General features: G+C 57.1%; 25 protein-coding genes. 16 read left to right on the top strand and 9 right to left on the bottom strand.

All coding sequences use genetic code 11. From position 1 onward, the window contains the following. Positions 1–3 precede the first annotated feature (3 nt). From I9188_RS14550 to repA, 4 genes are all read right to left on the bottom strand, one after another. Positions 4–1,116 (bottom strand): Fic family protein, encoded by a 1,113-nt coding sequence (locus tag I9188_RS14550; RefSeq protein WP_152460802.1) that lies wholly within the window; start codon positions 1,114–1,116, stop codon positions 4–6. Positions 1,117–1,268: 152 nt separating this feature from the next. Beyond that, complete coding sequence (locus I9188_RS14555) at positions 1,269–2,324, bottom strand: helix-turn-helix domain-containing protein (RefSeq protein WP_152460801.1); 1,056 nt, start codon at positions 2,322–2,324, stop codon at positions 1,269–1,271. Positions 2,325–2,501: 177 nt separating this feature from the next. Then, a complete protein-coding gene (repB, locus tag I9188_RS14560; protein WP_152460800.1) occupies positions 2,502–3,470 on the bottom strand; it encodes a plasmid partitioning protein RepB in 969 nt (322 codons plus the stop codon). Further along, positions 3,470–4,654 (bottom strand): plasmid partitioning protein RepA, encoded by a 1,185-nt coding sequence (gene repA, locus I9188_RS14565; RefSeq protein WP_152460799.1) that lies wholly within the window; start codon positions 4,652–4,654, stop codon positions 3,470–3,472. The genes repB and repA overlap by 1 nt, the downstream gene beginning before the upstream one ends. 837 nt (positions 4,655–5,491) lie before the next feature. On the opposite strand from repA, the gene I9188_RS14570 reads away from it, so the two are divergent. Beyond that, positions 5,492–5,749 carry a type II toxin-antitoxin system ParD family antitoxin gene (locus I9188_RS14570; protein ID WP_209599673.1) on the top strand — a complete coding sequence of 86 codons (258 nt, stop codon included), beginning with the start codon at positions 5,492–5,494 and terminating at the stop codon, positions 5,747–5,749. Continuing rightward, positions 5,746–6,090, top strand: coding sequence for a type II toxin-antitoxin system RelE/ParE family toxin (locus I9188_RS14575; protein WP_152460797.1), 345 nt, complete (start codon positions 5,746–5,748; stop codon positions 6,088–6,090). Before I9188_RS14570 ends, I9188_RS14575 begins: the two co-directional genes overlap by 4 nt. A gap of 54 nt (positions 6,091–6,144) precedes the next feature. On the opposite strand, the gene I9188_RS14580 is transcribed toward I9188_RS14575, so the two are convergent. Next, a complete protein-coding gene (locus tag I9188_RS14580) occupies positions 6,145–7,200 on the bottom strand; it encodes a tyrosine-type recombinase/integrase (protein WP_152460796.1) in 1,056 nt (351 codons plus the stop codon). A 646-nt stretch (positions 7,201–7,846) separates the two neighbouring features. Between I9188_RS14580 and I9188_RS14585 the strand changes: the two genes are divergently transcribed. From I9188_RS14585 to I9188_RS14600, 4 genes are all read left to right on the top strand, one after another. After that, complete coding sequence (locus tag I9188_RS14585; protein ID WP_209599662.1) at positions 7,847–8,977, top strand: Mu transposase C-terminal domain-containing protein; 1,131 nt, start codon at positions 7,847–7,849, stop codon at positions 8,975–8,977. 4 nt (positions 8,978–8,981) lie between these two features. Continuing rightward, positions 8,982–9,857, top strand: a complete 876-nt coding sequence (locus I9188_RS14590) for a TniB family NTP-binding protein (protein WP_209599663.1) — start codon at positions 8,982–8,984, stop codon at positions 9,855–9,857. Beyond that, positions 9,850–10,908: a TniQ family protein gene (locus I9188_RS14595; protein WP_209599664.1), complete on the top strand. Its 1,059-nt coding sequence runs from the start codon at positions 9,850–9,852 to the stop codon at positions 10,906–10,908. The genes I9188_RS14590 and I9188_RS14595 overlap by 8 nt, the downstream gene beginning before the upstream one ends. Before the next feature lie 246 nt (positions 10,909–11,154). After that, complete coding sequence (locus I9188_RS14600) at positions 11,155–11,820, top strand: hypothetical protein (RefSeq protein WP_050605729.1); 666 nt, start codon at positions 11,155–11,157, stop codon at positions 11,818–11,820. Between the two features lie 4 nt (positions 11,821–11,824). Here I9188_RS14600 and I9188_RS14605 read toward each other — a convergent pair whose 3' ends face one another. After that, positions 11,825–12,934, bottom strand: a complete 1,110-nt coding sequence (locus I9188_RS14605; protein ID WP_170417865.1) for a transporter — start codon at positions 12,932–12,934, stop codon at positions 11,825–11,827. 236 nt (positions 12,935–13,170) lie between these two features. Between I9188_RS14605 and I9188_RS14610 the strand changes: the two genes are divergently transcribed. The 5 genes from I9188_RS14610 (at position 13,171) to I9188_RS14630 (ending at position 17,942) form a co-directional block, all read left to right on the top strand. Then, positions 13,171–15,165: a heme lyase CcmF/NrfE family subunit gene (locus tag I9188_RS14610; RefSeq protein WP_170417870.1), complete on the top strand. Its 1,995-nt coding sequence runs from the start codon at positions 13,171–13,173 to the stop codon at positions 15,163–15,165. A gap of 4 nt (positions 15,166–15,169) precedes the next feature. Then, a complete protein-coding gene (locus tag I9188_RS14615) occupies positions 15,170–15,739 on the top strand; it encodes a DsbE family thiol:disulfide interchange protein (RefSeq protein WP_170417873.1) in 570 nt (189 codons plus the stop codon). Positions 15,740–15,774: 35 nt separating this feature from the next. After that, complete coding sequence (locus I9188_RS14620) at positions 15,775–16,224, top strand: cytochrome c-type biogenesis protein (protein WP_237215943.1); 450 nt, start codon at positions 15,775–15,777, stop codon at positions 16,222–16,224. After that, complete coding sequence (gene ccmI / locus I9188_RS14625; protein ID WP_170417878.1) at positions 16,221–17,369, top strand: c-type cytochrome biogenesis protein CcmI; 1,149 nt, start codon at positions 16,221–16,223, stop codon at positions 17,367–17,369. Before I9188_RS14620 ends, ccmI begins: the two co-directional genes overlap by 4 nt. A 114-nt stretch (positions 17,370–17,483) precedes the next feature. Next, entirely contained in the window at positions 17,484–17,942 is a 459-nt protein-coding gene (locus I9188_RS14630) for an ATPase (RefSeq protein ID WP_170417881.1), read from the top strand. Between the two features lie 9 nt (positions 17,943–17,951). Here I9188_RS14630 and I9188_RS14635 read toward each other — a convergent pair whose 3' ends face one another. The 3 genes from I9188_RS14635 to I9188_RS14645 all read right to left on the bottom strand — a co-directional run bounded on the left by I9188_RS14635 (position 17,952) and on the right by I9188_RS14645 (position 20,690). Beyond that, positions 17,952–20,042, bottom strand: coding sequence for a protein-disulfide reductase DsbD domain-containing protein (locus I9188_RS14635; protein ID WP_245223726.1), 2,091 nt, complete (start codon positions 20,040–20,042; stop codon positions 17,952–17,954). A gap of 123 nt (positions 20,043–20,165) precedes the next feature. Next, positions 20,166–20,339: a hypothetical protein gene (locus I9188_RS14640; protein ID WP_170417885.1), complete on the bottom strand. Its 174-nt coding sequence runs from the start codon at positions 20,337–20,339 to the stop codon at positions 20,166–20,168. Positions 20,340–20,378: 39 nt separating this feature from the next. Next, positions 20,379–20,690 carry a DUF2933 domain-containing protein gene (locus tag I9188_RS14645; protein WP_255612174.1) on the bottom strand — a complete coding sequence of 104 codons (312 nt, stop codon included), beginning with the start codon at positions 20,688–20,690 and terminating at the stop codon, positions 20,379–20,381. 374 nt (positions 20,691–21,064) lie between these two features. On the opposite strand from I9188_RS14645, the gene I9188_RS14650 reads away from it, so the two are divergent. The 5 genes from I9188_RS14650 (at position 21,065) to I9188_RS14670 (ending at position 25,335) form a co-directional block, all read left to right on the top strand. After that, positions 21,065–21,718 (top strand): L,D-transpeptidase, encoded by a 654-nt coding sequence (locus I9188_RS14650; protein ID WP_050605720.1) that lies wholly within the window; start codon positions 21,065–21,067, stop codon positions 21,716–21,718. A 634-nt stretch (positions 21,719–22,352) separates the two neighbouring features. Further along, a complete protein-coding gene (locus I9188_RS14655) occupies positions 22,353–22,943 on the top strand; it encodes a L,D-transpeptidase (protein ID WP_170417888.1) in 591 nt (196 codons plus the stop codon). A 67-nt stretch (positions 22,944–23,010) separates the two neighbouring features. Then, positions 23,011–23,460, top strand: coding sequence for a cytochrome c (locus I9188_RS14660; RefSeq protein WP_170417891.1), 450 nt, complete (start codon positions 23,011–23,013; stop codon positions 23,458–23,460). Between the two features lie 396 nt (positions 23,461–23,856). Then, positions 23,857–24,426, top strand: a complete 570-nt coding sequence (locus I9188_RS14665; protein ID WP_170417895.1) for a cytochrome c — start codon at positions 23,857–23,859, stop codon at positions 24,424–24,426. 9 nt (positions 24,427–24,435) lie between these two features. Next, positions 24,436–25,335: a cytochrome c gene (locus I9188_RS14670; RefSeq protein WP_170417899.1), complete on the top strand. Its 900-nt coding sequence runs from the start codon at positions 24,436–24,438 to the stop codon at positions 25,333–25,335. The last annotated feature ends 9 nt before the right edge of the window (positions 25,336–25,344 follow it).

The raw sequence follows: 25,344 nt of genomic DNA on the forward strand, positions 1-25,344 counted from the left end.
CCCCTACCCGTCCCGATCTAGCTTTAACCAATAGCGAGTGTACCGGAGTTCACCTGTTCGGGTCAGAGCGCCCTTCTCGACCAGGTCCTGCAGATCCCGCGTCGCCGTGGCGCGCGATGTTCCCGTGATCGAGATATAGTTCTCAGCACTTAATCCGCCTTTGAACCCTTCCGGTCCAGCTTTGAACAAACGTGCGATTACTTTGCTTTGCCGGGCGTTGAACTGATCACGATACCGGTCATAGAAATGCGTCTTAGCAATGAAGAAACCAACCCGATCAAGAGTCACCCGCTGCGCTGTAAGAACGGTCTCGGCAAACCAGATAAGCCAAGGTGTAACGTCTAGCGTCTTTTGATGACGTTCGAGTTGGTCGTAGTATGCCTTCCGCTCTCGCTCGATCGTGAAAGCAAGTGCAATCAGACTTGGCTGACCAATGTTTTGTGCCAGGGACTTTTCAGCCAGCGCCCTACCCAACCGGCCATTGCCGTCCTCAAAGGGGTGAATGCTCTCGAAATACAGATGGCTCAAACCGGCCCGGATCAGTGCGCGCAAAGGTTCTGGACCATCTGGTGCGGTGCGGTTGAACCAGGTTACGAACTGGTCCATTTCAGCTGGAATCTGATGAGAAGGTGGCGCTTCGAAATGCACCGTTGGGCGGTCGAGCCTGCCTGAGACGATTTGCATTGCATCCTCATGGCTCCGGTATGATCCAATCGTTTCCAGATGCCTGTCATGGGACAGAAGCATGTCATGCCACCGAAACAGGGTGTCATGTGACAGTGGCACCGAATAGTTGGAATAAACGTCCACCATCATTTCTGAAACGCCTTGCTCGCGCGGTTTGGATGGATAGCTGTCGGGAGCCAGTCCAAGATGGCGACGCAAGGAAGATTGCACGCTGAGCCGATCTAGCATCTCACCTTCGATCGCACTGGTCTTCATTGCCTCTTCGCTTAGCAGGTCGATACGCAATTGATCTCGATCCGATGTGTTCACATGATGAACCGCTCCAAGAACTTCCCCTGAGGACAACAGGAACTGTTGCTCGTATGGTTCGAGGCTCGAGGCATCGTAACGAAAAGTCGGCCAATCAGGGTTCTGCCAGTTCCATATCATGAGGTATAAGATTCCAGTCTATAACTCATTATTTATTACTTTTTGACCCATAGGGGTCAATCCTATAGCTCACCTCTTTCCGAACCGTTCAATCTAAACATTGATTTGAAAGATAAGCTGACGACAGAAAATCTCTTCCTGTTTCATAAAACCTACGACGCATTGGAGGTCCGCGTCAGCATTGCGCTTGGAGATAGCTCTCCCTTTTCAATCTTGGCCAGTAATGAAATCAGGTAAGCCCCTGGAGACTGTATGTTCTCAGTACGTTGGAAGATGTATCCGAGAACGATAAAGCGAATAGCGGGGCCAAACGTTAATTTCATTGCATACCAGGTTTTGCCGAGTCGTAGATACTCGGCGATATCATCCATAAGCCGATCACAGTGGTGCTGATCTTTCGCAAAGCGTAGTTCTGCGCATAGCCGTGGAAAACTGCGCTCCATTTGGTCTGGAGAAACCTGAATCTGAGAAAGTTTTTCTTTCTTAACTTCGGGATTCAAAGAGTCCTCTTTGTGCCCCTCAATTTCACTGTCACTGGCCCTCAAATTTTCTGTATCAGTCTGTGTTATCTCGGAGATTTCCACAGAGATTTCTGCCAGCAGCTCGCTGAGTATATTTGCATCTGGTTTGCGACGCAGAGCATTGCGTACGGTGGTCATCAAATCAGAGATCGCGGTGTCATTTGCTACGAGGTCCCTAAGGCGCGCCAGAGCGGCGGAAACCTTGTCGCGGAGTACAGTGAACTCCAGAACTCGATCAGCATGCCTCTGGGCTTCCTGGATGAACTCAGCGTGCCGTTCAGACAAAGGCATCAAGGAGAGCCCAGTTGCGGTGACCACCCTGCCCTGTCGATCCCGGCGCGCCCATCGCTTGCCGTTTGCGCTCATTACGCGGCGGATAAGTCCAAGCTCAACCAGCGTTGAGATATGACGCTCAACTGTCTGCACGCTGACATGAGTTCGCTTGGCGATCGCCGCGTTGGAAGCGAAGCAGATGTGATGATCATCTTGGTCCGGAGCAATCTGATCACCGCCCACAAAGGAAATCATCGTTCTCAGGACATTGAGAGTTGTGGATTTTAACCCAAGAGGTTCTCTGGCCTCTTCAACGGCGCGAAGAAGTATCCATTTTTTGGGCGTACTACTCCCCTGCCCTGTCGTTACCGACAAGGTTGCTCCATTTGGAGCCAATGCTGTTAGTGTTTTCATGATTATCTATCGGCAGACAAAAATTACCCGTTCGCTCAAGAGCGTTTTTTCTTGTGTGGCGATTCGGGTGCTGCTAGATTCTAGGTGTCTAATCTAAGAATTGCGCTTTGCGCAGCAGCCCTCGAAGCTCCGGTTTCGGGGGTTTTGTTTGTTTGCCTTCCTCCTTTCTGCTCGTCCTCAGTTCTTTTCCTCGGTGTTTACAGCTGTAAACTCAGCGTGTGAGCGCTTGATGATTTCAGCCATGTTTTTGTCCAACCAGCTAGCAAAGCCAGCGTTAGCTCCGGTTCTTTTGACCGAAACAGTTAGTGATCCGTTGGTGGATTTGATTGTAACGCCTTCAATTGGGCTTACTTCGGCTGCACCTTCTCTTTGTCGTGCACCACGTTTGACTGCTGCCTTAAGGAGCATTTCCAGCCGATCATCTGACGACATCGATGGCTCAATGGTTGCAAGCAAATTGGCCGCTTCATCTTCCGTCAGCTTGCCTGCAACGAAGTGTTCTGCAAGCCCGGTCCATTTTGGGCGGCCAGATTTTGGGGCTGCGCCGATCATGTCACCAATCTTTGCAGGAACATGTTGCGTAACTTTTGTCAGGTGAGACAGCCCTGATTTCGAAACGTTCAATACTTGCCGCACCGTTGCAGTGTCATGCCCGGAAGTCAGGATCGCCTCGGCAAAACGTGCTTTCTCGTAGAAGGAAAGATTGCGCCTCGCAGCATTCTCAAGCCCCTTGGCGAGAAGCGCTGAAGCATCGTCGATATCCTGAACATTGGCGCGAACTTTAATACCGAGTTCACGGCAGGCTTTGAGCCTCCTCCTCCCATAAATTGCCTCGTATCGACCGTCGGATTTCGATTTTCTAACAAGAATGGGAACTTGTTGGCCACCGTCTTGGATGCTCGACATCAAGCTTTCAAAACTATCGTCATCTTCGTCGGTGTTTACAGCTGTAAACTCACCAAGCCTATCGGCTGGGCCCCAATCGTCGATCAAAGCAGGGTCAATTTCCCTGATTGCGGCAAGAGAGCCCTGAAGCGCACCAAGAGCAGGGGCATTGGGTTTTGGAGTTTTATCGATGGCCTTGGGGCTCGAGCGCGCGATGGTGTTTGCGATCCCCGACATCTCCTGAAGCGACTTTCTAGCCATTAGCTGCGTCCCCATGCTTGATGGATCATTTGCTCTACCTCAGAGCCGATCGCATCCATTGAGTTCTTTGCCCGATCATAAGTTGCGCGTGTCATTTCTGACCGCACGACTTCGTAAATTGATTGTTTGAGCATTGTGGCGTCACTGACCGCGGTGCTTTTGAGGGCTGTAGCTGACATAACGCGATCCTGAAACAGTGCCCGCATGAACGAAGCCAGTTGTTGGGACGGTACGTCTGTTGGCTCGTCACGCGTTATCAGGAATTTGAAGTTGTCGTATTCGAGCGTAGCGCCGGCATCTTCAATGACTGCCATGTAAGCACCAGCGAGTTCGAGAAATTGAGCCGTCGAAGACACGTCCAGCATCGAAGGTGTAAGTGGCACAAGCAATGAACTGGCGGCCGCCATCCCAGCAATTGTCAAGAATCCTAGTTGAGGTGGGCTATCAATCAGAACAAGGTCAAAATCGCCTTCCACCTGGGCCAGGGCATTCCGTATTCTTGTAAAGAACGGATGGTCTGGATTGGAGTGAACGGCAGATTCTGTCTCAAATTCGGAAAGAACAAGCCGTGACGGAGCCACAGAGAGACCGGGGAAGTATGTCGGAAGCACGACGTCCGCCATATCTACCGGATCTTCATATCGAATAGCGTCGTAAATCGTCAGCCCGTCAAACTCTATTTCCGGGCTTATGCCGCACATGGATGTAAGAGAGCCTTGAGGATCCAGATCAACAGACAGTACACGGTAACCGCGAAGCGCAAAATAGTGAGCCAAGTGAATTGTTGTGGTGCTCTTACTGCTGCCGCCTTTGAAGTTCATCAACTGCCAGACTTGGAGCTTTTCTCCTTCAGTCCGGCGAGGGACATAGCGCCCTTTTTTGCGTGAGGTTTTCTCAAGCGTTTCGCGAGCCTCCCAAAGTTCTTGGGCAGTATAGTAACGCCTACCGCTGCGTACGTCATTCGGTTCAGGAATCGTTCCCTCTGCATGGACTTTGCGCATGAATTGACCTGAGACTCCTAAGAGTTCAGCAGCTTCTGGCGCTGCAAAATTTCGCAGTGATTTGGTGTTGTCGGGGGCAAATGCAGCAAGTAGATGTTCCCGGATAGCCGAGTTTAATCTCTCAGATATTTCCGTGGCGAGTGCCGATGGTCTTTCTGCCGCAAGTGGTGTCACGGGAATCATGTAGTTGCCTCAAATTAAAGAATGTGGTCATTTTTGCGCCACTTGAGATAAACAGCCGTGATTCATTGCACTAAGTCAAGGATTTTCGCCTATATTGTAGGTTTTCCAACGCGGAGGACTACATACGCTTTGCATCAGAGCAGGGTGGTTTACAGTTGTAAACTCGGTTGAGCGGGATCATGGATTCTTTCAGTCGATGAAGTTCTAACGTAGGCGTGCGAAGGCATTCCTGTAAAACTCCTCCCTATGCTCCGCTTTGAGTAGAACGCCTCTAGCATGGAGTTGGAGTGAAGGCCGAACGGCTTTTGGCGCAAATCGCGCAATTGGGAAGGGCAGGGAGCTAGTTGAGCTGATTGGTCAAATTCTCTCGCCAACAATTTCGTTATCAAGTTTTCTGCGATACCAACTTCGTAACAATACTTCTGCGCCAGTACGGGAGTACGATGCGGTGAGAATGGCATGGCGATCTGGGTCAGATACACCGAGCTCAGCCCGTGCGCAGAGGCAAAACACGCGAACATTCCGGCTAGAGTCAGCCGCTCGCCAATTGCCCAAGAAATGGCATACCGTGAGGGCGGGGTTTCGGGAATTGTGCGCCTATAAGTTGCGACGGAACAGGGAACTGTACTCGATCCAGTGCAGCTGTGCTTGCGCGGCGCGGCTTTTGGCGCAAGTCTCTACCGTCATTGGATTCATATGGGATCACAGACATGATCCGTGTGTTCACGTCCCATTAGCGTCTATAAAACCAGCTTGCTCGAATTAGTGATTTTGGGCTCCTCAATCGTTGAACCGACGGTCTCGTTGGCATATATTGCCAAAATGGAGGCTTACGCCATGGTAACCCGCAATGTTGTACTTACAGAATCGCAGGATCAACTGGTGCAGAATCTGGTTGCGTCCGGTCGATATCAGAACGCCAGTGAAGCGTTGCGCGCCGGCCTTCGGCTTTTGGAGCGGGAAGAAGCGGGGCTGGAGTCTCTCAAACAAGGCTTGCAGGAGGGTGTAGCGCAGGCTCAGGCCGGAGATTTGGCAGAAGGCAGCGGTTCGGATGCGATCCGTCGTGCCTTTGCAAGGGAACGATCCAAGGCGTGACCAGACCCTTTCGACTGACACGCCGTGCTGAATCCAGCCTGGTGGAAATTGCCCGATGGACCATCGACAAGTTTGGATCGCATCAAGCCGATCTTTATGAACAAGAACTAATAGCGCGCTGTCAGGCCATCACAGAGGGCAGGGTGGCCAGCCGCAGTTGTTCTATATTGGTCGAAGAGGCGGCGGATCTCAGATATGTGCGCGCAGGAGAGCATTTCCTGGTTTATCTGGATCAGCCGGACGCGGTGATCATTGTTGATATCCTGCATTCCCGTTGTGATCTGCCGCGACATGTTTCCACGCTGGCCACGTTAACAGATGCTACAGGAAACAAGACATAGGCACAGCAGCCGGAGTTTCCCTCAAGCGGGGATTTTTAAATAGTCAGTAAGTACTCACCCCAGTAGATCAGTCGCCGGGTTATCCGCGATGTCCACATCGTCGTAATATTTCTGCGCCTGCGCCATGGAGCGATGCAAGGATAGGCGCATGGCGGCCTGGATCGGCGCACCGTCCAGCGCGGCTTGCGTCAGAAAGCCCGAGCGCAATCCATGCGGCGAGGCGAAATCCTCGGGCAATCCGGCCAGCCTGAGACGATGTTTGACAATCTGATAGATCGCATCCGGGGTCAGGCGGCGGTTCAACACCCGGTCAGCCTTGGAGATGGGGCGGAACAATGGGCCACCCTCGATCCCGCCACCCTCGATCCAATGCATCAGCGCCTGCGCGGCGCGGCCTTTCAGGATCAGGCGCGGCGTCTCTCCCTTGGCCGTGGTCTTGGTTTCCAGCAGCGACAGCCAGGCGACGCCGGATGTGTCGAACTCCTTCAGCGACACGTCTTCGCGCATCAACCCGGTGATCTCGGACCGGCGGCGCCCGCCGCTGGCCCAGCCCAGCATCAGGATCGCCCGGTCGCGGCAATCCCGGCGCGAGCCCCGGCAGGTGGCCAGCAGCTGCTCCAGCACATCGCGGGTGATGGGATGGGCGGATTTCGGGGCCGGGGGCCGTGCGGCAGCACGTCTTGCCTTGGCGCGGGCCTGTTTCACCTGCGGCGCAACAAAGGGGCTGGCGAGGTTCTTCATCCGGTGGAAGGCCAGCCAGGACGCAATGCGCCGGTCCAGGGTCGACGGGGCCGGGCAGGCCAGCGATTTGCGTAGCCCCTGCGCAATCAGCACCTCCGCGGTTTGACGCGCAATATCCTTATCGGGCGCATCACCCAGATCGCGCGCATGATCGAGGATGAAGGCCAGCGCCGTGGCCTCACTTTCGGGCCAGTCCAGCGCGGCGCTGAACCGGGCAGATTTCCATGCCGTGACATAGAGCAGGTCGCGCTCATAAGCCCGCAGCGTGTTGGCGGGGGTGCCGCGCACATAAAGGTCGGTCAGCGCCTCCTGATCTGCCTGCGACAGGGCAGGGGCGGTGGCTGGGAGGTATGGGGCAGGGGGCTTCATGGCTGTCGATTTTCCCAAACCTGTAGACTGCTCTTGCTTGTTTTGACCATTTTTCATGGTTGGCCTTGTGCTGTGCTGGTCCTTTAAGTGTAGACTCACACTGGATTTGTGCCAATACTTGTTTACAAAATGGAAGATTTCAGCGCGGCGGAGACAAATGGGTGGTGTTGAGGCGATTGACGAAGCCCGTTGGGCGGAGGCCGTGCGGCGTGAGCGGGAAATACGCCCCCTGAGTCAGCGACGGGGCAACCGGGCCGAGGTTGCACGGGCGGCCCGGCGTCTGAACCTTTCCGTGGCCTGGGTGTACCGGTTGCTCAACAGGTATTGCGAAGATCCTCGGACGGTGTCGCTGGTCCCCGCAAAAGGGGGTCGCCCAAAGGGACATCGTTTGCTCTCAGATGCGGTTGAGGTCATCATCTCCGATCAGCTGGAAAGGTTTTATGCGTCGCGACAAAAGCCGATCCTGTCAGCCGTACACCGAGAGATTTCGAGGCTTTGCAAAGCGCAGGGTTTGAAGCCACCGAGTTTAAAGGCGGTCAGATCCCGTGCTTTACGCCTGAATCAGGTCAAACTGACGCGGGCACGGGAGGGGTATAGGGCTGCTCAGTCAAAGGTCGGACCGTCCAAGGGGTCTCTCCAAGCCACTATGCCCCTCAGTGTCGTGCAGATTGATCATACGCTTGTTGATGTCCAACTGGTCGATGACGTTCGGCGCAAACCGATCGGCCGGCCCTGGCTGACGCTGGTACTGGATGTCGCCACCCGCATGGTATTGGGGTTTGTCGTCTCCCTGGACGCACCGTCCCGCCTGTCGGTCGCCCTGGCCATTGCACAGGCCGTCGGGGACAAGGCGGAGTGGCTGGCGGATCGCAATCTCGCACATATTTGGCCCTGTACAGGGCTTTTTGACACGATCAAGCTCGACAATGCGGCAGAGTTTCGGGCTGTTGCACTGAAACGGGGGTGTGAACAATACGGTATGGCGCTGGATTTCCGCCCGCCGGGTGCGCCCTGGTGGGGTGGCCATATCGAGCGTTTGATGGGCACATTGATGACCGAATGCCATCTGTTGCCGGGCACGACGTTCTCCAACCCGGTCGAAAAGGGGGGGTATGACAGCGAAGCCCGGGCCGTCATGACGCGCGCTGAGCTGGAAACCTGGCTCGCCGGCCGGATCACCGGTGTCTACCACAACCGGGTACATACGGCGCTTGGACGCACGCCGTTGAGTGCCTGGAGAGCGGCCGAGGCTACAGGGTGGGTGCCCAGAACTCCAAAAGATCCGGACCGGTTGTTGCTCGATTTCCTGCCCTTCGCATACCGCACACCACGCCGCGACGGCCTGCAGCTGTTCAATATCGCCTATTGGCATCCGGAAATGGCGGTCTGGGCGGCGTCAAAGCCCGGCAAACTGCCGGTGCGCTATGATCCCCGGGATTTGTCCTGTGTCTGGCTTGAGACGCCGGAAGGGCGGTTGGAGCGGTTAACCACCAAACATGCGGATCGCCCACCAATCACCTTTTGGGAGCACCGGGCGGCCCTTGCTGCGTTGCGCGAGGCGGGGCAGGGGACGGCAAATGAGGCCGCTGTGTTCGACGCCATTGAAGCGGGCCGCCATCTGGTGGCGGCTGCCGCCGGGAAGAGCCGGGCGGCGCGGCGGGCTGAGCAACGCCGAGCCGATGCGCATGAGGGACTGAACGCACCAGAAACCGGTGCTGAAGCTGAGGTGCCAGACCCGGATTATGTACCAACAATCTACGATTCCGAACTCTGGTGAGGACATGAAAGCATCTTTCACGCATTTACCGCCCGCAATACGCCCGCTGGCGGCTCTGGGCGACGCGGAGCGCAGGCGGATTATCCGGTCTGATCGTTGGGTGAGCTACCCGCTGGCAATGCAGACGGTGCGGCGGGTCGAGGAGTTGCTGCAGCGGCCCAGGGTGTCACGAATGCGCTCGCTGTTGATCCATGGCCCGTCCGGCATGGGCAAAACCCTGATCCGGCGCAAACTGGAACGGGATCATGCGGATGGATTCACGGTGCCGGGAAGCGACAGGCCGCGTCCGTTGGTGTCGATGCAACTGCCGGCTCGACCCGATGAGCGGCGGTTTTACGCACATCTTCTGGACCGGCTGGGCGCCCCTGCGCGCCCGCGGGACACGCTGGACCAGATCGAGATTGCCGCCATTCGGCTGTTGCGGCATCTGCAGCTGGCGGCGCTTCTGCTGGATGAGTTCCAGCATGTGGGGGCATCAGGGGTTCGGGATGTTCAGGCGCTGCTGAACCTGATCAAGTTTCTGGCCAACGAGCTTGAAATGCCCGTGATCGCCTTCGGCACCGATGCCTCCCTGCATGTTCTGAAGCTGGATACTCAAGTCGACAGCCGGTTTGACAAGCATGGCCTGCGGGTCTGGCGAGATAATGAGGCATTTGCGGATCTGGTGTGCAGCATCGTGGCTGCAATGCCGTTGCGCGCCCCAAGCCCGGTGCAGGACAGGGCTGTGATGCGGGCGCTTGTGGCCCTGTCGGGGGGTATCACGGGGGATGTGTTTCATCTGCTGACGACGGCTGCGGCAACAGCCGTCGGGGGCGAAGAGCGTATCACGTTACAGGGCCTCGAAGCCGCTGCTGCGGGGGAATGGCAGGCCCTTGCCTGACAGATTGCCATTTGTTCCTACACCTCGGGCCGAAGAAAGCCTGTCGGGCTGGCTGGGTCAACTGGTGATGCTCTATTTTGGGACGGAACGGCGGATGTGGCGGGGGATGGGGCTGCAAAACGGCCCCACGGATAGTGATCGTCCCGATCACGCCCATCTGGAGGCGCTGGCTCGGTGCACTGGCATCGATGTTGCGCGGTTATCTGCGATGGTGTTGCCGTGGGTCGAGGCGGCGCCCAGGCTTGCGGATCGGCTTCAAGTCACAGCTGCTCCATGGAGGATCGGGCCGTTCCGGCTGTTTGATGGCACCCGGCGCTTTTGCCCCCTGTGCCTGGCCACGACCACGCCGCTATGGCCGCTGCATTGGCGCATGGGCGGTCCAGTATGCCTGACGCATCACGTGTGGCTTGAGCGGGGGTGCAGCCTATGTCAGGAGCCCCTGCCTGTGACCGGCCTGCCGCCAACCGGTTGTGCCTGCTGCGCCACGCCCTATCGCGCCACCCCGGTTGATCCGGTTGATCCCAGGGCAATGACGTGCCTGGCCTCGATCCATCGGCGTATCGTGAAGATCGTGTCGGACCCCGACCGGACACGGGTCCGGGCGATGACCGGGGCCTTGGATTGGGCCGCGCTGGGACAGTTGGCCGGACAATACGGACATCACCTCGCGGCAGGCACATCTATTCGAGACTGGCGGGCGGCCCTGGAAACCTGTGCAATCGCGGCCTCGGAACAAAACGTCATGCTGGCCGATATGCCGGTCTTGGCGGTACGCGAGGCGGTTCCGACCCAGGGCAGGGCCCCTGTCGCACCGGCAAACAGGGCCATGGTGCTTCCAAAGTTGCCGCGCGGGGTCTCTGTCGTCGACGGGCTGAAAGAGCGCGTGGCGGAGGCACTTGCGCAAGCCCGCACAGATTTGTTGGCTCAAGGCCAACCGGTCACTGCAAAAGCGCTGCGGCGGCGGGCAGATCAGATTCTTCGGAAACAGGGTGTCGGGCAGGGCAGGGGTCTACGGGTTACGGAACAATTCCGTCACGAGTCCAGTGGTTAAGGAAAAGCGACATCATGAGGCACATTCTGCGCGCATTTTCCGGCGAAATCAATCAGTCATGATAAGGGATACTTATCGAGTGTAACTTGAAACTGATAGCGCAACAAAAGTAACGAGCAAAAGTAACAGATTTTGCGCGTAAAGTAGGTAGAGGGCTTGCGGAATAATAAAATCGGAGGTTCTGTCGCAGGTCTGTAAACCAATTGGCATCGACATTGCGCTGGAACCGTTGGCAAACTAAATGAAATGAACAGATATTTTGCCACTGAATTGCCTTTCTGGAAGTTTGCCAGAAACACGCTGATCGTCAGTTGCCTTGCGTTGTTTCCGCTGTTGGCCATCTTCGTTTTGCGCACGCCGGGCTTTGCGACGCACCTCCTGAACAGTGGTCCCGCGTTTGTTCGGTTTTTGCGTCAGGTGGTGACGAATGGGTTGCCGGTCGTTTTCCTTTTAAATTATCTCAGCTTTTTTCTTTTCGCCGTTGGGGTAAGGGCGCGGGGCAGGGGGGCCATCCCGGCCCGGTATCTGCTAATTGACCTGCTGCTACGGGCCGTCCTGTTCATCGCGCTGCACGCGCTGATCTACGCGCTTTCGGCAGACTGGTTCGGGTCTTTCGGCGGTGATCCCGTAGTGGCGTTGCGGGTAGTCGGTCCGACGCTGGTACGCTCCGCCTACTTCGAGAACATCTCAGGCGTTTACCTGTACGCCACGCTGGTCGGAGCGCTGCCGCTATACCTATCCGTCGTTCAGAGCCAGATCGCCCACGGTACTGGATTTGCAGCCCAACTGGCACGTCGCGTACCTGGGCGCGGCGGACCTGTGACATTGGCCCTGCTACTGATGGCGGTGTCAGTGGTCGTTCTGACCACCGCGGCGGCGCTGATTGTCCGTTTACAGTCGGTTTGGGGCTGAAGGGTCAGAACGCCCTGCGTATCGCGAAGGAGACTGCGTAATCGCGTTCAAGCTGGGGCCCATCCAGATCTTGATACACAGGGATCACGCCCTCGATACCCAGGCGCGTGCCCGCCAAAACGCCCGACCCCGGCACAAGGTAATTCACTCCGATTCCGATACTCAGAAACTGGCCGCCGCGCAGGGTCGGATCAGCGGTGGGCACCATGCCTGGGTTCAGGCGCGCATCCGACCCGTCAATGTTTTCCACGATGTCGCCGACCACCCGCAACGAGGAGCTGAACTGGTCATTCCAGCGCCGTGCACCCCAAACTGTTGCTGAATAGACGTCACCCAAGGTGTAACCGGCATCATTCTCACCCATCCGGATCACGGCGGCCAGCTGGGCGCCCCAAGACCAATCCGCGTTCTGGCCCGTATAGGTGACGCCCGGCAGCAGGTCGTAGGTGCCTGAACCCAGTTGCATGGGGTAGGGCAGCAGCTGGTCCGGCCCAGCTGGCGTGGTGTCGGTCTCGTCTATCGAGCCAGTCGGCAGACTGAGGCCAAGAGATAGTTCCAGCACCTGCCCGTCGGATTTGTAGATATCATATCCGCCGATGATCTTCAGATCGCCAAACCCCTGTGCCCTGGTCTTAAAGGTCTGGCCCATGCGGGTCTGGTGCTTCATCGTCTTGCGGGTATAGGGCAGCATCGCCATCACCGAGATCTCGTCGGTCACACCGTACATCAGGCCGACCATCGCCATGTTCATGCTCATGCTGAGCGGCGCGATCGGATACTGCGACAGAACGTTCGAGGTAGACAGCGACTGCGTTCCGGTACGATTTCCGTCCATCTCCATGTTCATGTAAGAGAACACAGGCATCAAAACACCCTCGGGTGGATGCATACCGCCAACGACACCCGTTGGCGGCACCGCGTCGGGGCGCATCATCCTGGACATGCTTCCCATACCTGACATGTTGCTGGAGGCTTGCGGGTTCATCGCCACGTTGTCAGCCGGACGGGTTTCCGGTTGGGCCATGGCAGTTGACCCAAGGCTCAGCCCCCCAGCCAGTATTACAGCCTGGAGGCGTTGCCAGACGCACGTAATCTTGCTGTTGCTCCGTGTCATGATGCCCTCGTGTTCGTTTGTTTCCTGAGTCCCTGCCCTGAAAACAAAGTGTTCGGTACGTCCATCGGTGAAGTCGAAATGGTGGGGGTCTCCAGCGCTGGAAGGTCAAGGCCGCCGGCCAGATTTGCGCTCGTCAAGCATGCATCAGCCGAAGGGGGTGCGGCAATAATGCGCTTGACCCTCCAGCGCTGGATTGTCGGACAAGGCCGCAAAACCGGAAATCCGGAGGGATTGGAATGATACCGGAAATCGGGCAGTTCGCCCTGGCGCTTGCCCTGGCCGTGTCCTTGGTGCAAAGCGTATTTCCCTTGATTGGAGCAGCACGGAACAATGTCATGTGGATGCGATCGGCATCTGCGACCTCGGTCCTACTGACAGCGCTGGTTGCTATCGCCTTCGCCGCTCTGATGTGGTCCTTCGTGGTCAGCGATTTCACTGTGCTAAATGTGGCCAGCAATTCTCATTCGCTGAAACCGATGCTTTTCAAGGTGGCTGCGACCTGGGGTAGCCACGAAGGGTCGCTGCTGTTGTGGATTCTGATATTGGTGATTTTCGGGCTGGGTGTGTCTCTGTTGGCTCGGAACATCCCACTGAAACTCAAGGCGCGCACTCTGGCAGTGCAGGCCTGGATCAGCGCGGGGTTCCTGTCATTCATGCTGTTCACCTCGAACCCGTTTGACCGGGTGTTTCCGGCACCGCTGGATGGTCAGGATTTAAATCCGCTGTTGCAGGATGTCGGCCTGGCTATGCACCCGCCGTTCCTATACCTGGGTTACGTCGGCTTCTCTATCGTATTTTCTTTCGCCGTGGCTGCCCTGATTGAGGGGCGGGTCGATCCGGCATGGGCGCGGTGGGTCCGACCCTGGACATTGGCGGCCTGGGTGTTTCTGACACTTGGTATCGTTCTGGGCAGCTGGTGGGCCTATTACGAACTGGGTTGGGGCGGCTGGTGGTTCTGGGATCCGGTCGAGAATGTCTCGTTTATGCCCTGGCTTGCTGGCACAGCGCTGTTCCATTCGGCCATTGTGACCGAAAAGCGCGGCAGCTTCAAAAGTTGGACGATCCTACTGGCCGTTTTGACCTTCTCGTTGTCCTTGTTGGGGACATTCATTGTCCGCTCAGGCTTGCTTACATCGGTCCATGCGTTTTCGGTCGATCCCGAACGCGGCATTTACATCTTGGCGCTGTTGGCTGTCGCGATCGGTGGTTCATTGACGCTGTTTGCCATACGCGCACCGGAGATGGAGGGCGGCGGTCTTTTTGCCCCGATCAGCCGCGAGGCCGGTTTGCTTATTAACAACCTGCTGCTGGCCACCGCAACGGCGACGGTTCTATTCGGTACGCTTTATCCGCTTTTGCTTGAGGCTGTGACAGGTGAAAAGATTTCGGTTGGACCACCTTATTACAACGCCAGTTTCGTGCCGATCATGCTGGTTCTAGTCGTTGTAATGGGGATTGGGCCGCTGTTGTCATGGAAGCGGGCGGATTTGCGCGGTGTTCTGTCCCGGCTCAAATGGGTGGCCGGGGTTAGCCTGCTCGTAGCGTTGCTTGTGTGGTATCTGGATACCGGCGGCCCAGCCTTGGCGGTAGTGTCGATCGGCCTTGCGGTTTGGTTGCTGGGCGCTGTGCTGACAGAGTGGGCCAGCCGAATTAAGCTGGGTGAGGCACCGTTGGCCGAGTCCCTGCGTCGGGCCCGCAGCCTACCGCGTTCTCATTACGGCATGGTCGTGGCCCATGCGGGGTTGGCTGTCTGTATGATCGGCTTTATCGGGTCCAGCGCTTGGAAATCCGAGGTCGTGACTTTTGCCGAGCCCGGAACACAGATTGAGATAGCAGGGTTCGACGTGCGTTTTGACGGTGTGGAACAGCTTCGCGGTCCGAACTATCTGTCTCGCGCGGCCACACTGACGGTATTTCGCGATGGCGCTTATGTCACCACGCTTCAACCCGAGCGCAGGGCCTATCTCGTGGCGGGTACCAGTACGACCGAGTCAGCAATTCGAACGACGTTGGCAGGGGACCTTTACGCCTCAATATCGGAACCGGCGGCGGAATCAGAACAGAGCAAATGGACCCTGCGTATCTTGTATGAGCCATTGGTGGTCTGGATCTGGATAGGTTCAGGATTGTTAGCATTTGGTGGTGTCTTGTCACTCTCCGATCGGCGTCTACGCGTCGGTGCACCACGAAAACGGACTGGGCAGAGCTCCGTTGCGGTGGCGGCGGAGTAGGGCAATGAAACGTCTATTTGCACTGTTCCCAATTACGATTGCCGGCATCCTGGGTGCCTTCCTGCTATGGGGACTGAATCCCGATCGCGATCCAAACGAAATCCCGTCTGTTTTGATCTCGCAGCCGGTGCCTGAGTTCGACTTGCCGCCGGTCGAAGGGCTGGATACCCACGGGCTGTCCAGTACCGATCTGGTGGAAAATGACGGGTCAGCTCCGATCGTGGTCAACGTGTTTGCGTCCTGGTGCGTGCCCTGCCGGGCCGAACATGCGGTGCTGACGCGTATGGTACGCGATGAGGGCATTCGCCTGATGGGCATTAACTACAAAGACAAGCCGCAGGACGCGCGGAAATGGCTCGACGATCTGGGCAACCCTTATGAGCGCATCGGTTCCGACCTGGACGGCCGAGCCGGGATCGAATGGGGGATTTCCGGCGTGCCGGAGACCTTTGTGATTGATGGCGCGGGCAAGGTCGTATTCCGTTTTGTCGGCCCGGTGCTGGGCGACGAGGCAATTTCAAAGATGCGCACCGCGCTGGATCAGGCGCGGGCGGCCGGAGGAGAGGCGTCATGATACGTCGCATTGTAATTACCGCGGTCACTCTGGCGATGCTGGTGTCGCAGCCGGCATTCGCGGTTGAGCCCGACGAGATACTTGCAGATCCGGTATTGGAAGAGCGGGCCCGGGCGATTTCGAAACAGGTGCGATGCGTGGTGTGCCAGAACCAAGACATCGACAGTTCTAACGCTGGCGTGGCGCGCGACCTTCGTCTGCTTGTGCGCGAACGGCTGGTGGCAGGCGACACGGACCAGCAGGTTATGGACTTTCTGGTTGCGCGTTATGGCGACTATGTTCTGTTCAACCCGCCATGGAAGCCATCAACTTACATTCTGTGGGTTGCGCCTATCGTCATCCTGGGGCTGGGTGGTATCGCGACTGCAGCGGTATTGACCCAAAATGCGCGCCGATATCGGAAGTCGCGAAAACAAGAGACGGAACGCGGCGCGAGCGAAGAACGGAATCCCGAAAACCATTCACTCACGGAGCCGCACGCATGATCTGGATTATCTTTTCATTCATGGCCGTGGCGGTGTTTCTGACGCTCGCCCTCTCCGGCCTGGGGCGCAAGACCTCGGACTTGTCGAGACGCGAAAGCGCCTCTGCCATCTTTTCCGACCAGATCGGCGAAGTGGAGAAGGACCTGGAACGAGGAATTATCTCAGCCGAAGAGGCCAAGGCCGCCAGAGCCGAGATAGAACGTCGCCTGAAGGCGATTGACCGGCAATCGGACGACAAAGCGATAATGGGCCATTCCGGGCGTGCGCTGATTTTACTTGCCGCGCTGGTAGTTCCAGCGCTCGGAGCCGGTCTTTATTGGCAACTGGGTAGTCCCTACATCCCCAGCCAGCCATTTGCCCAACGCGAGGGGGAGCAGGCCGAAGCCCGTGAAATCGCCGACCTTGCCGTGCGCCTGAAGTCGCGGCTTGAGGCGGATGAAACCGGCGGGCCAACCGAGGGATGGGTGTTGTTGGCTCAGACCTATATGCGTATGGGACGCTTTGGAGATGCCGCAGACGCGTTCGAGGGGTTGCTGGACCGACCCAATGCGAATTCAGCGCTGGTGTCGCAATATGGCGAGGCGTTGGTCTATGCCGATGACGGTGTCGTTACGCCCAAGGCCGATCGGGCGTTTGAACGAGCCTTGGAACTGGACCCATCGAACCCAGCAGCGACATTCTACAAAGCCATTGGTCTGGAGCAGGCTGGATCGCCTGATAAGGCCTATGACCTACTGAAGACGCGGATGGACGCCGAAGAGGAGTTCCGGCCATGGATGGAGAGTTTTGTGGCCCAGCTTAACCGCATCGCCCCGTCGATCGGACGGGCTCCGGTGAATCTGGCGGCTTTTGCCCCTTCCATGCCCGGCCCAACTGCCGATCAGGTGGCGGCGGCCGAGGAGATGTCAGACGAAGACCGGCAGGCCTTCATCCGCTCGATGGTCGAACGGCTTGCGAGCCGGATGCAGGAAAACCCAGGCGATCTGGACGGCTGGATGCGGCTGGGCAACGCCTATTCGGTGCTGGGCGAGACCGACGGCGCCCGGAACGCCTATGGCAGGGCAAGGGATCTGGCGGATGACCTGCCGCAGGGGGATCCGCGCAAGGTGGCAATCGACCGGGCATTGCTGGAACTGGGGGGTTGATTCCCGCAGCCCGGCGTGGATCGGGCCGGCGCCGACTTCGCGCTGATGCCCAGTGAGCCATCTGGAAAATTCCGGTTTAGGCTATCGCATGCCGATCTTTAGGAGGTTGAGACCATGAAAGTTGAAACGTTTTCTGATCTAATTGTCTGGACGCGGGAAATGCATCATTGGCTCGCCGAATGTTTGGCCCACTGTTCGACACAGTCAGAGCAGGAGCTGGCCAGGATGTTGCTTACCTACCTCGCCGATCATGAGGCTGCTCTGGAGAAAATCGTCGATGGTTTCGTGAAACGAGCCGATCCCAAAGCGCTCAACACCTGGGTATATGACTATTTGGGCAATGAGCCGATCGACCCACATCGCGCCTGCGACAGGCCGTTCGCACAGATGAGCGTCGATGAGATCTGCGAAGCGGTCTTCGATCTTCACAATCAGGTGATCGACTTATATCGGTATTTGCACGGGCGTGCCGAGATACCCGAGGCACGCGAACTCTTTCAGGCGATACTGGATATGGAAGAGCACGAGACCATGCGTTTAGCGCAGCAGAGCAACCGCGTCCGGGATATGTGAACTCCGGGGTCAGGATCCGCTTTCCACGGCTCCGCCCGCAATCGGCGCGGCCTGTTCCATCGCGTCGAGAATGGCGTTCGTGGTCAAGATCTCTGGCAGGGCGATGCCTTCGGGGGCCGACGGGCCGTAGACGATGTTGAAGGGGATCCCGAACCGTCCATTGTCCTCAAGGAAACGGGCGATCACATCGTCGGGGCGGGTCCAGTCGGCCTGCATCGGAATTGCTTTGTCCGATTGCAGTGTTGCCAGAACCTCGCCGCGTTCCAGCACCAGCGCTTTGTTGGCCTTGCAGGTCAGACACCAGTCGGCTGTGACATCGACGAAAACCACCTCGCCGCGCGACACAAGGCGGGCGATTTCGGGGCGGCTGAAGGTAATCCAAGGGATCTCTCCGGCTGGTTCAAGCAGCCTGGACCGGTCTTTGCCGGCAATCGCAACCGGTGCGGCAAACGCTGCGGTCAGCGTCAGCAACAGGGCTGTCCAGCGCAAAACGGGTGGCATCATCGTACTTTTCCAGATCAACAGGACCAGAACAGTTGCAGCCAGCACGGTAGCAGTTGCAGCAGTGTCTCCGGCCACCCCGACCATCACCCAGACCAACCAGCCGATCGTGGTCAGCAGTGCCGCCGACAGGGCCCATTTTAATCCCACCATCCAACGCCCCGGTTTAGGCAGAGCGGCGGTAAGTTTCGGGTGCACTGCAACCAGCAGGTAAGGAATGGCCAGCCCGACCCCCATTGCGGTGAAGATCGCCACGATATCCACCGGTCGGCCGGTCAGGGCAAAGGCCACCGCCGTGCCGAGGAAGGGGGCCGAGCAGGGCGTCGCCAGAACTGCTGAGAAGGCTCCGGTCAGGAAATCCCCGACCAGCGACACGCGGCCCTTTTCGACATGGGCAAGCCGGGTGTTCAGCGACTGCGGCAGCGTGATCTCGAACAAGCCCGCGAGGCTGGTTGCAAAAACCGCCAGCACCACGATCATCACCGCAAGGAAAAGCGGATTCTGGAACTGGATGCCCCAGCCGACGGAATAGCCCAGCGACCGCGCCGCAATGGTGATAGCCGCCAACAGCCACATGAATGTCAGGATTCCGGCTGCCGAAGCCAGGAACCCGGCGCGAATCTGAGCCGCAGAGCGGTCGCGAGCCTTTACCGCCGAGGAAAGCTTGATCGAAAGCACTGGCAGTACGCAGGGCATGACATTCAGAATCAACCCGCCGCCCACCGCCAGCAAAATGATCCAGACCAGCGCGCTGGCTGAAGTTTCGGCGGCCGCGATCTCATATGGTGGCGGGGTAGGGGGAGCGTCGGTACGGGGCGAAAACTCGGCCACGCGGTTGGTGTCGGTAACCGTGACGGACAAGGCGGGGGGGTCCTGTGCCAGAGCGAGGACCGGGAACTGCACCCATAGCTGACGCCTGTCGCCAGCGAGCCGGATGTCGGGTGCACCAAACGCGGTGTCACGTCCCATGTCGGGAAAGACATCAGGCGCATCAAAGGGCAGGTCGCTGGTGAAATTCAGCGTCAGCATCTCGGACTCGGTATCCAGGGTCGCGGCGTCGGACTTCATTCCGCTTGTGTTTCCCGTGGTTGGCACCCGCGACAGAAAGGCATTTATAAGCCGGGCCGAGTCCTGATCCCGACCCGTTCCCTGAGTCAGCGACAAGTCCAGCGAAAACTCGACCGGCACACAGATATCGGAACAGATCAGCGTTGTCACAGCGGCCTTCAAGTCAACTGGCGCTCCGGGGTTCTCGAGTGTGACGGTCAGCGGAAAGACCACTTCGTCCTTGTACCCGAAATTCTCGATCCCGAAGGCGCGAAAACGGATCGGCGCGGGCCAGTGAAACTGTACGTCGCTGACGTTTTGCGAGCCGTTCCAAGTGATCTTGGGCGGAATTCCCACCTCACCAGGCGACTTCCAGTAGGTTTTCCAATCTTCGCCCAGTTTCAGATGCAGTCCTGCAGTGATCGTCTTGACGTCAGGCGCGATCCCGTCCTGCGCGGTAATTATGTGTGCGACCAGGGGCTCTGATTCATACGCTTGGGATGTAGCTGCAAGGCTTGTCCCGGCGGAAGTCTGGCCAAAGATTAACCCCAAGATCATAATACATAAATTTAGGAGTGTTCTTGCCATTGCGCGTTGCCATCGGTTGTTTTGCACCCGTCTCTGCCAGATTCCAGCGCTGGAGGGTCAACGAGCCGGAATGTCACATCCCCACGATCAGCTCACGAAACCTTCGCGCCCGTCTTCGCAGATGAAATAGGCCCCGCCATCCGCGCCCTCCCATTGAACCCGGCAACCTTGGGGCAGGGCGTATTCAGGCTGCGGCGGTTGCAGCGGGCATAGTTTAGGGCGTGGTGCGCAAGCCGCCAGCGAAAGAGCGGCCAGCGACATGGCGGCCAACCTTGAGCACCAAAGCTTCATGATTGAAGATTATTGCCGGTGTACTGGGTTCGGTCCGACCGCGGCGTCTGTTGCCTTTGGTCTTTCCGATTCAGATTTGTTCGAATGACAGGATTTTTCCATCGCCTTGTGCATAAAGAAATGGGCTCCGAGGCACAGGATCAACGGTGCGAAAAGACCCAAGGAGTCAGAAAGCCCACCAACCGTCCCGCCGGCGATCAAGTAGAGAGCGATCGGCGTTATCATGGCAATGCAACATACCATCATGCCCCATTTCATTATCTTGCCGCCGCTAACCGGTACTGACGCCTGCGGCGCGTTTGCAGTCTGTTTTTCTTTCACATTCAACTCCAAAATTTGGATTGGAGACCTCTGCTAACGCCTTCCCACGATGGAAGGTCAAGCTGTTTTGGCGCGAAGCGAATTTGACGCTGTCAAACCAGTCCAGCATTTGCTTGGGCCTTACTTGGTGCATAGACACGGCCGGAACAGGGAAGTTTTTAGGGGTATGAACAGCAGGCATTGTCGTCCCGACGCCTGGTGAAGTTTCAGGTTAAACACGAAGCTGCCTAGGTCACTTTAAGCCTTGAAAACTCGCGGGTGGGTCGAAGCGATATCGAACGAATAATTGAATGGACAAATCTTCCCCCGTCGCGGATTGTCTAATCCCCTGGGTACTAACTCCAGACACCAACCAGCCAATAGGAGCGCTATCAATGCTGACCAGACGACATTTTGTTGCAGCCTCGCTCGCCATTTTCTCTCAGCCGGTTTTTGGAGTGACGTCGGCGGCGGCCTCGCAATGGTCGGAGTGGGATGCGCAAGTAACTCCAGCCAATTTTGATCCCGCAACATCCAATCCCTGGGGTTTACACCCACGTTTCCTGCCTCAGCGTGTGCAAACCAATCGACCACTTACTCCGGGTGACATTCATGTCGACGCGGTGGCACGATATCTGTATTTCATCGAAGACGGTGGCACAGCAATGCGTTACGGCGTAGCCATTGCCCGAGGCAATCTTTACGAGCCCGGAGTCTACACGATCAAGCGAAAGGCCAAATGGCCGCGTTGGACTCCTACAGCCGAAATGATTGAGCGCGACCCTGATGAATATGCGCAATTCGCAGATGGTGTGCCCGGTGGGCCGACAAACCCATTGGGATCAAGGGCGTTTTATCTGTTCGAAGGTGGTCGCGACACATACCTGCGAATTCACGGAACGCCTTATCCAAGATCTATCGGAGGTCGCGCAAGTTCTGGCTGCGTAAGGATGGCGATGCCACATATCATCGGGCTTTATGATCGTGTCAGGCCAGGGTCCACGGCTCATCTCTACCCTCCCGAGCGGCTTCTGACCGCGACCAGCTGACAGGCGCTTGTCAGGCGCGCGTACAGATTGGGCGCCCTTCAATAGTCCTAAGTGGTAGGTAGGTTGTTTCAACTGGCCCAACATAGCGATACCAATAGCAACCGTCCTCAGGCATGATTTTCACTGCGTTCAGGTCCTGGCCCGGAGCAGCAATCTGGGCTACGGCGTCAGGAACTTGGGAAAGCGTTCCGGGCTCGCTATCTGCAGATATTGACGTTGTTTCGGTACAAGCGCCGATGAACAAAAGTGCGGCCAGTGCTTGGAAAGCTTTCCTGAAGGACATGGTGTTTAGTCCACTGTGATTGTCATTTGTAGTGCCTGCTACCCTCGCATCGACGGGTGATCACATCAATTCACCAAGAACTAAGCAATTGTTAGCGTTGCTTTTTTGTGTTCGGTTGATTCAAGAAAGTCAGGTTTTGCTTAAAGCAGCCTGGAGTTACGTCCAAGAAAAAATGCTTTTCCACAATGACTTGATGATTTGGGTCCGCCTTCTAAGGAAATATCCCTGCGCCAACGGCAACGACAATTCAGACGAGACATCCCATATGAAATGTCATTTGCGTGTTGACCTTCCAGCGCAGGAACCGGGCATACGAGTTATTTGAGTCGGAAAAAAAGAATAAACTTTGGGATGGCAGGCATGAAACGGAGCAAAGAAGGAAAGGTTGTTACGCGACGTGGAGTGATTGCCGCGTTTGCTGCGACGACGCTTTTTCCAGCACCGGCCGTTTGGGCCCAATCAACGGCAACTGAGGGGACGCGCCGCAATGTTTCCTCATTCCGCGTTGCTAAATGGCAGGACCACTTTGATACGCTTAAGAATGGTGTGATCCTGTCCGATACACAGTCCAAGGTCCTGCAATATTGGTCGGAAGACGAAAGCGTCTACCGAATGTATCCAACCAGCGTACCGCTGACGGAAGACCTTACAAGGCTGGGCTACACCACAGTTACTCGCAAGGTCGAAGGGCCGTCTTGGCGACCGACACCAGCAATGAAAAAGCGCAACCCCGCTTGGCCCGATTATGTGGGCCCGGGTCCGGAGAATCCTCTGGGGACACATGCACTTTATTTGAGCTGGCAATACTACCGGATCCACGGCACCAACGACACGCGCAAGATCGGGAGAAGATCCTCCAACGGCTGCATTGGCTTGTACAACGAGCAGATTGCGGAATTGTTCGAACTGGCCACTGTGGGCACTCAGGTAAAACTGATCTGACCTTGGTCAGGCCGATTTTTTTTGCGCGCGTTGAACCTAAGAACTGACAATCATGTGAAGAACAGAGATGGATAAACTTACACTCTTGATCGGCGGAGTAGTGATCGCAGGCGCCGCCGCGTTCGTCTACAACTTAAATCAGCAACCAACAGGTCACTCGATGACGCCGCCCGATACGTCAGCACTGGAGCAAGGAGACCCAATCGAAAACGTCACTCTGCCGGACCAGCTAAGCGAATTTGCGGCCGTCGGCAAAGTGGCATTCGACGCCAAATGCTCGGCGTGCCATGGCGCGAATGCAACAGGTCTGGAAGGCCTTGCACCACCTTTGGTGCATAAAATCTATGAACCAAGCCACCATTCGGACGAGTCATTTTATGTGGCAGTCCAGAATGGAGTTCGGGCACACCATTGGAAGTTCGGCAATATGCCGCCGGTCGATGGCTTGACCCGTGCGGATGTGAAGGGCATCGTGGCGTATATCAGAGAGCTGCAGCAGGAAAACGGGATTTTCTGAAGGTGACGAGCCGAATGGGCAGTGCAATTCGTTACATCATACTGTCAATGGTGCTGACCATTGGCGGGCTGCTTGTGACGGCCGATTCTGCTCATGCACATGGCAGTGGTTCTCAGCACGTGATTGACCAAACGGACTCCGCGGACGTTGAGCATGTCAAGCAGGGTCATCCCGGACATTGTCATGGCGGAACGATTTGCAACGCTGTTGGTCTATTTTCGATGGGTCCACCACCGCCTGGCCCCCAAGATACTGAACAAAGATACTCGATCCCTCGAGCCCAATACCGGGTTCTCGGTATCGCGGCGTTTGACCCACCACCGCCGCGTGTCCTGATCTGACCAGTCGAATTGCGCTCAACCTGGGCGCGTCGAAGCAGACGACAAGGACAAAACAATGAACATTCTGAAAATGACCACAGGCGTTGCCCTGGTTTCTCTGTTTGCAGCCGCCGCCCTGGCGCATGGTGGCGCAACCGGCATCGTCAAAGAACGCATGGATGGTATGTCCGCGATGAAGGACAGCATGAAGATCCTTACGCCGATGATGCAGGGGAAAACGCCCTACAATGCGCAAACGGTACGAAGCGAGGCCAAGAAAATCGGGCGTCACGCTGGCGAGAGCATGACAAAGCTGTTTCCAGAGGGATCTGATGGCAAACCCTCGGAGGCCAAATCGGAGATCTGGCAGGATTGGGGTTCATTTGCAGAGTTAGCCAGGCAGTTGGAATCCTACTCTGAAGGCCTTGTGCTTGCGGCGGACAACGGGTTGATGATGTCCGGGTCGGGCCATGGTTCGGGCATGATGGGCGGCGCATCCATGATGGGTGGCGGTTCTATGATGGGTGCCGGAATGATGGGCGGCAGTCCAAACCAGGCACAACTTTCTGAAATGCCGGCAGATGGTGTGTTCATGATGCTGAGCCAGACATGCTCGGCGTGTCACACGCAATTTCGGTCGGAATAGGAATGCGTCATGAGACCGATATTCCGATTGGGCCTTGCTGCCGCCGTAGCGGCGTCAGCGGGACTTGTTGCTGTGATGGCTTGGCCGATTGGCCAGCCCTTACAAGCTCTCGACATTCAGGGTGACGTTAACCGCGGGGCGTATCTGGCAAGGGCAAGTGGTTGTATCGCTTGCCACACAGATTTTGCCAAAGGGGGCGCGGCCTTGGCCGGTGGGGTGGAGTTGGATACCCCGTTCGGCACGCTCTTTTCGCCGAACCTGACCACAGATCCCGATCACGGGATCGGTGATTGGACAATCGAGGAGTTCGCCCGCGCGGTGCGTCAAGGCGTATCACCCGGCGGACAACCCTATTACCCGGCCTTTCCTTATCCATTCTATGCCAATTTCACGGATCAGGACATCGCCGATCTCTGGGCCGCATGGCAAACAGTTCCACCGGTAGCGGAACCGTCAAAAGAACAGGAAATGGCGTTCCCCTTCAATCAGAGATGGGGCCTGAAGCTGTGGCGCGCGGCTTTTCTGGAACCACCCCGCACTGATCCCGTGCCGGGCAATGACGAAGTGTGGAACCGGGGCCGGCTACTGGTCGAAGGTGCCACACATTGTGCGGCCTGCCACACCGGGAGGAACCTGGCTGGCGCAAGAAATTCGGACACGGAACACTTCAAGGGAAGTGACTCTCTGCCGGGCGGTGACAAGGCACCGGCCATCGACTTTGAGACCCTGCAAAAGCGTGGTTGGACGGTAGATGATTTGGCCTACGCGTTGCGCACCGGCGTCATGCCTGATGGCGATGTCTTCGGCGGCGCCATGGGAGAGGTCGTAAACTATGGCACCAGCTTTCTGACAGACGAAGACCGGAAGGCAATGGCGACCTATCTGCTGGATGTGCACGACGGGGGGTAATCGAGTGAG

It is taken from the genome of Ruegeria sp. HKCCSA071, from assembly GCF_017872555.1.
Taxonomy (GTDB): Bacteria; Pseudomonadota; Alphaproteobacteria; order Rhodobacterales; family Rhodobacteraceae; genus Ruegeria.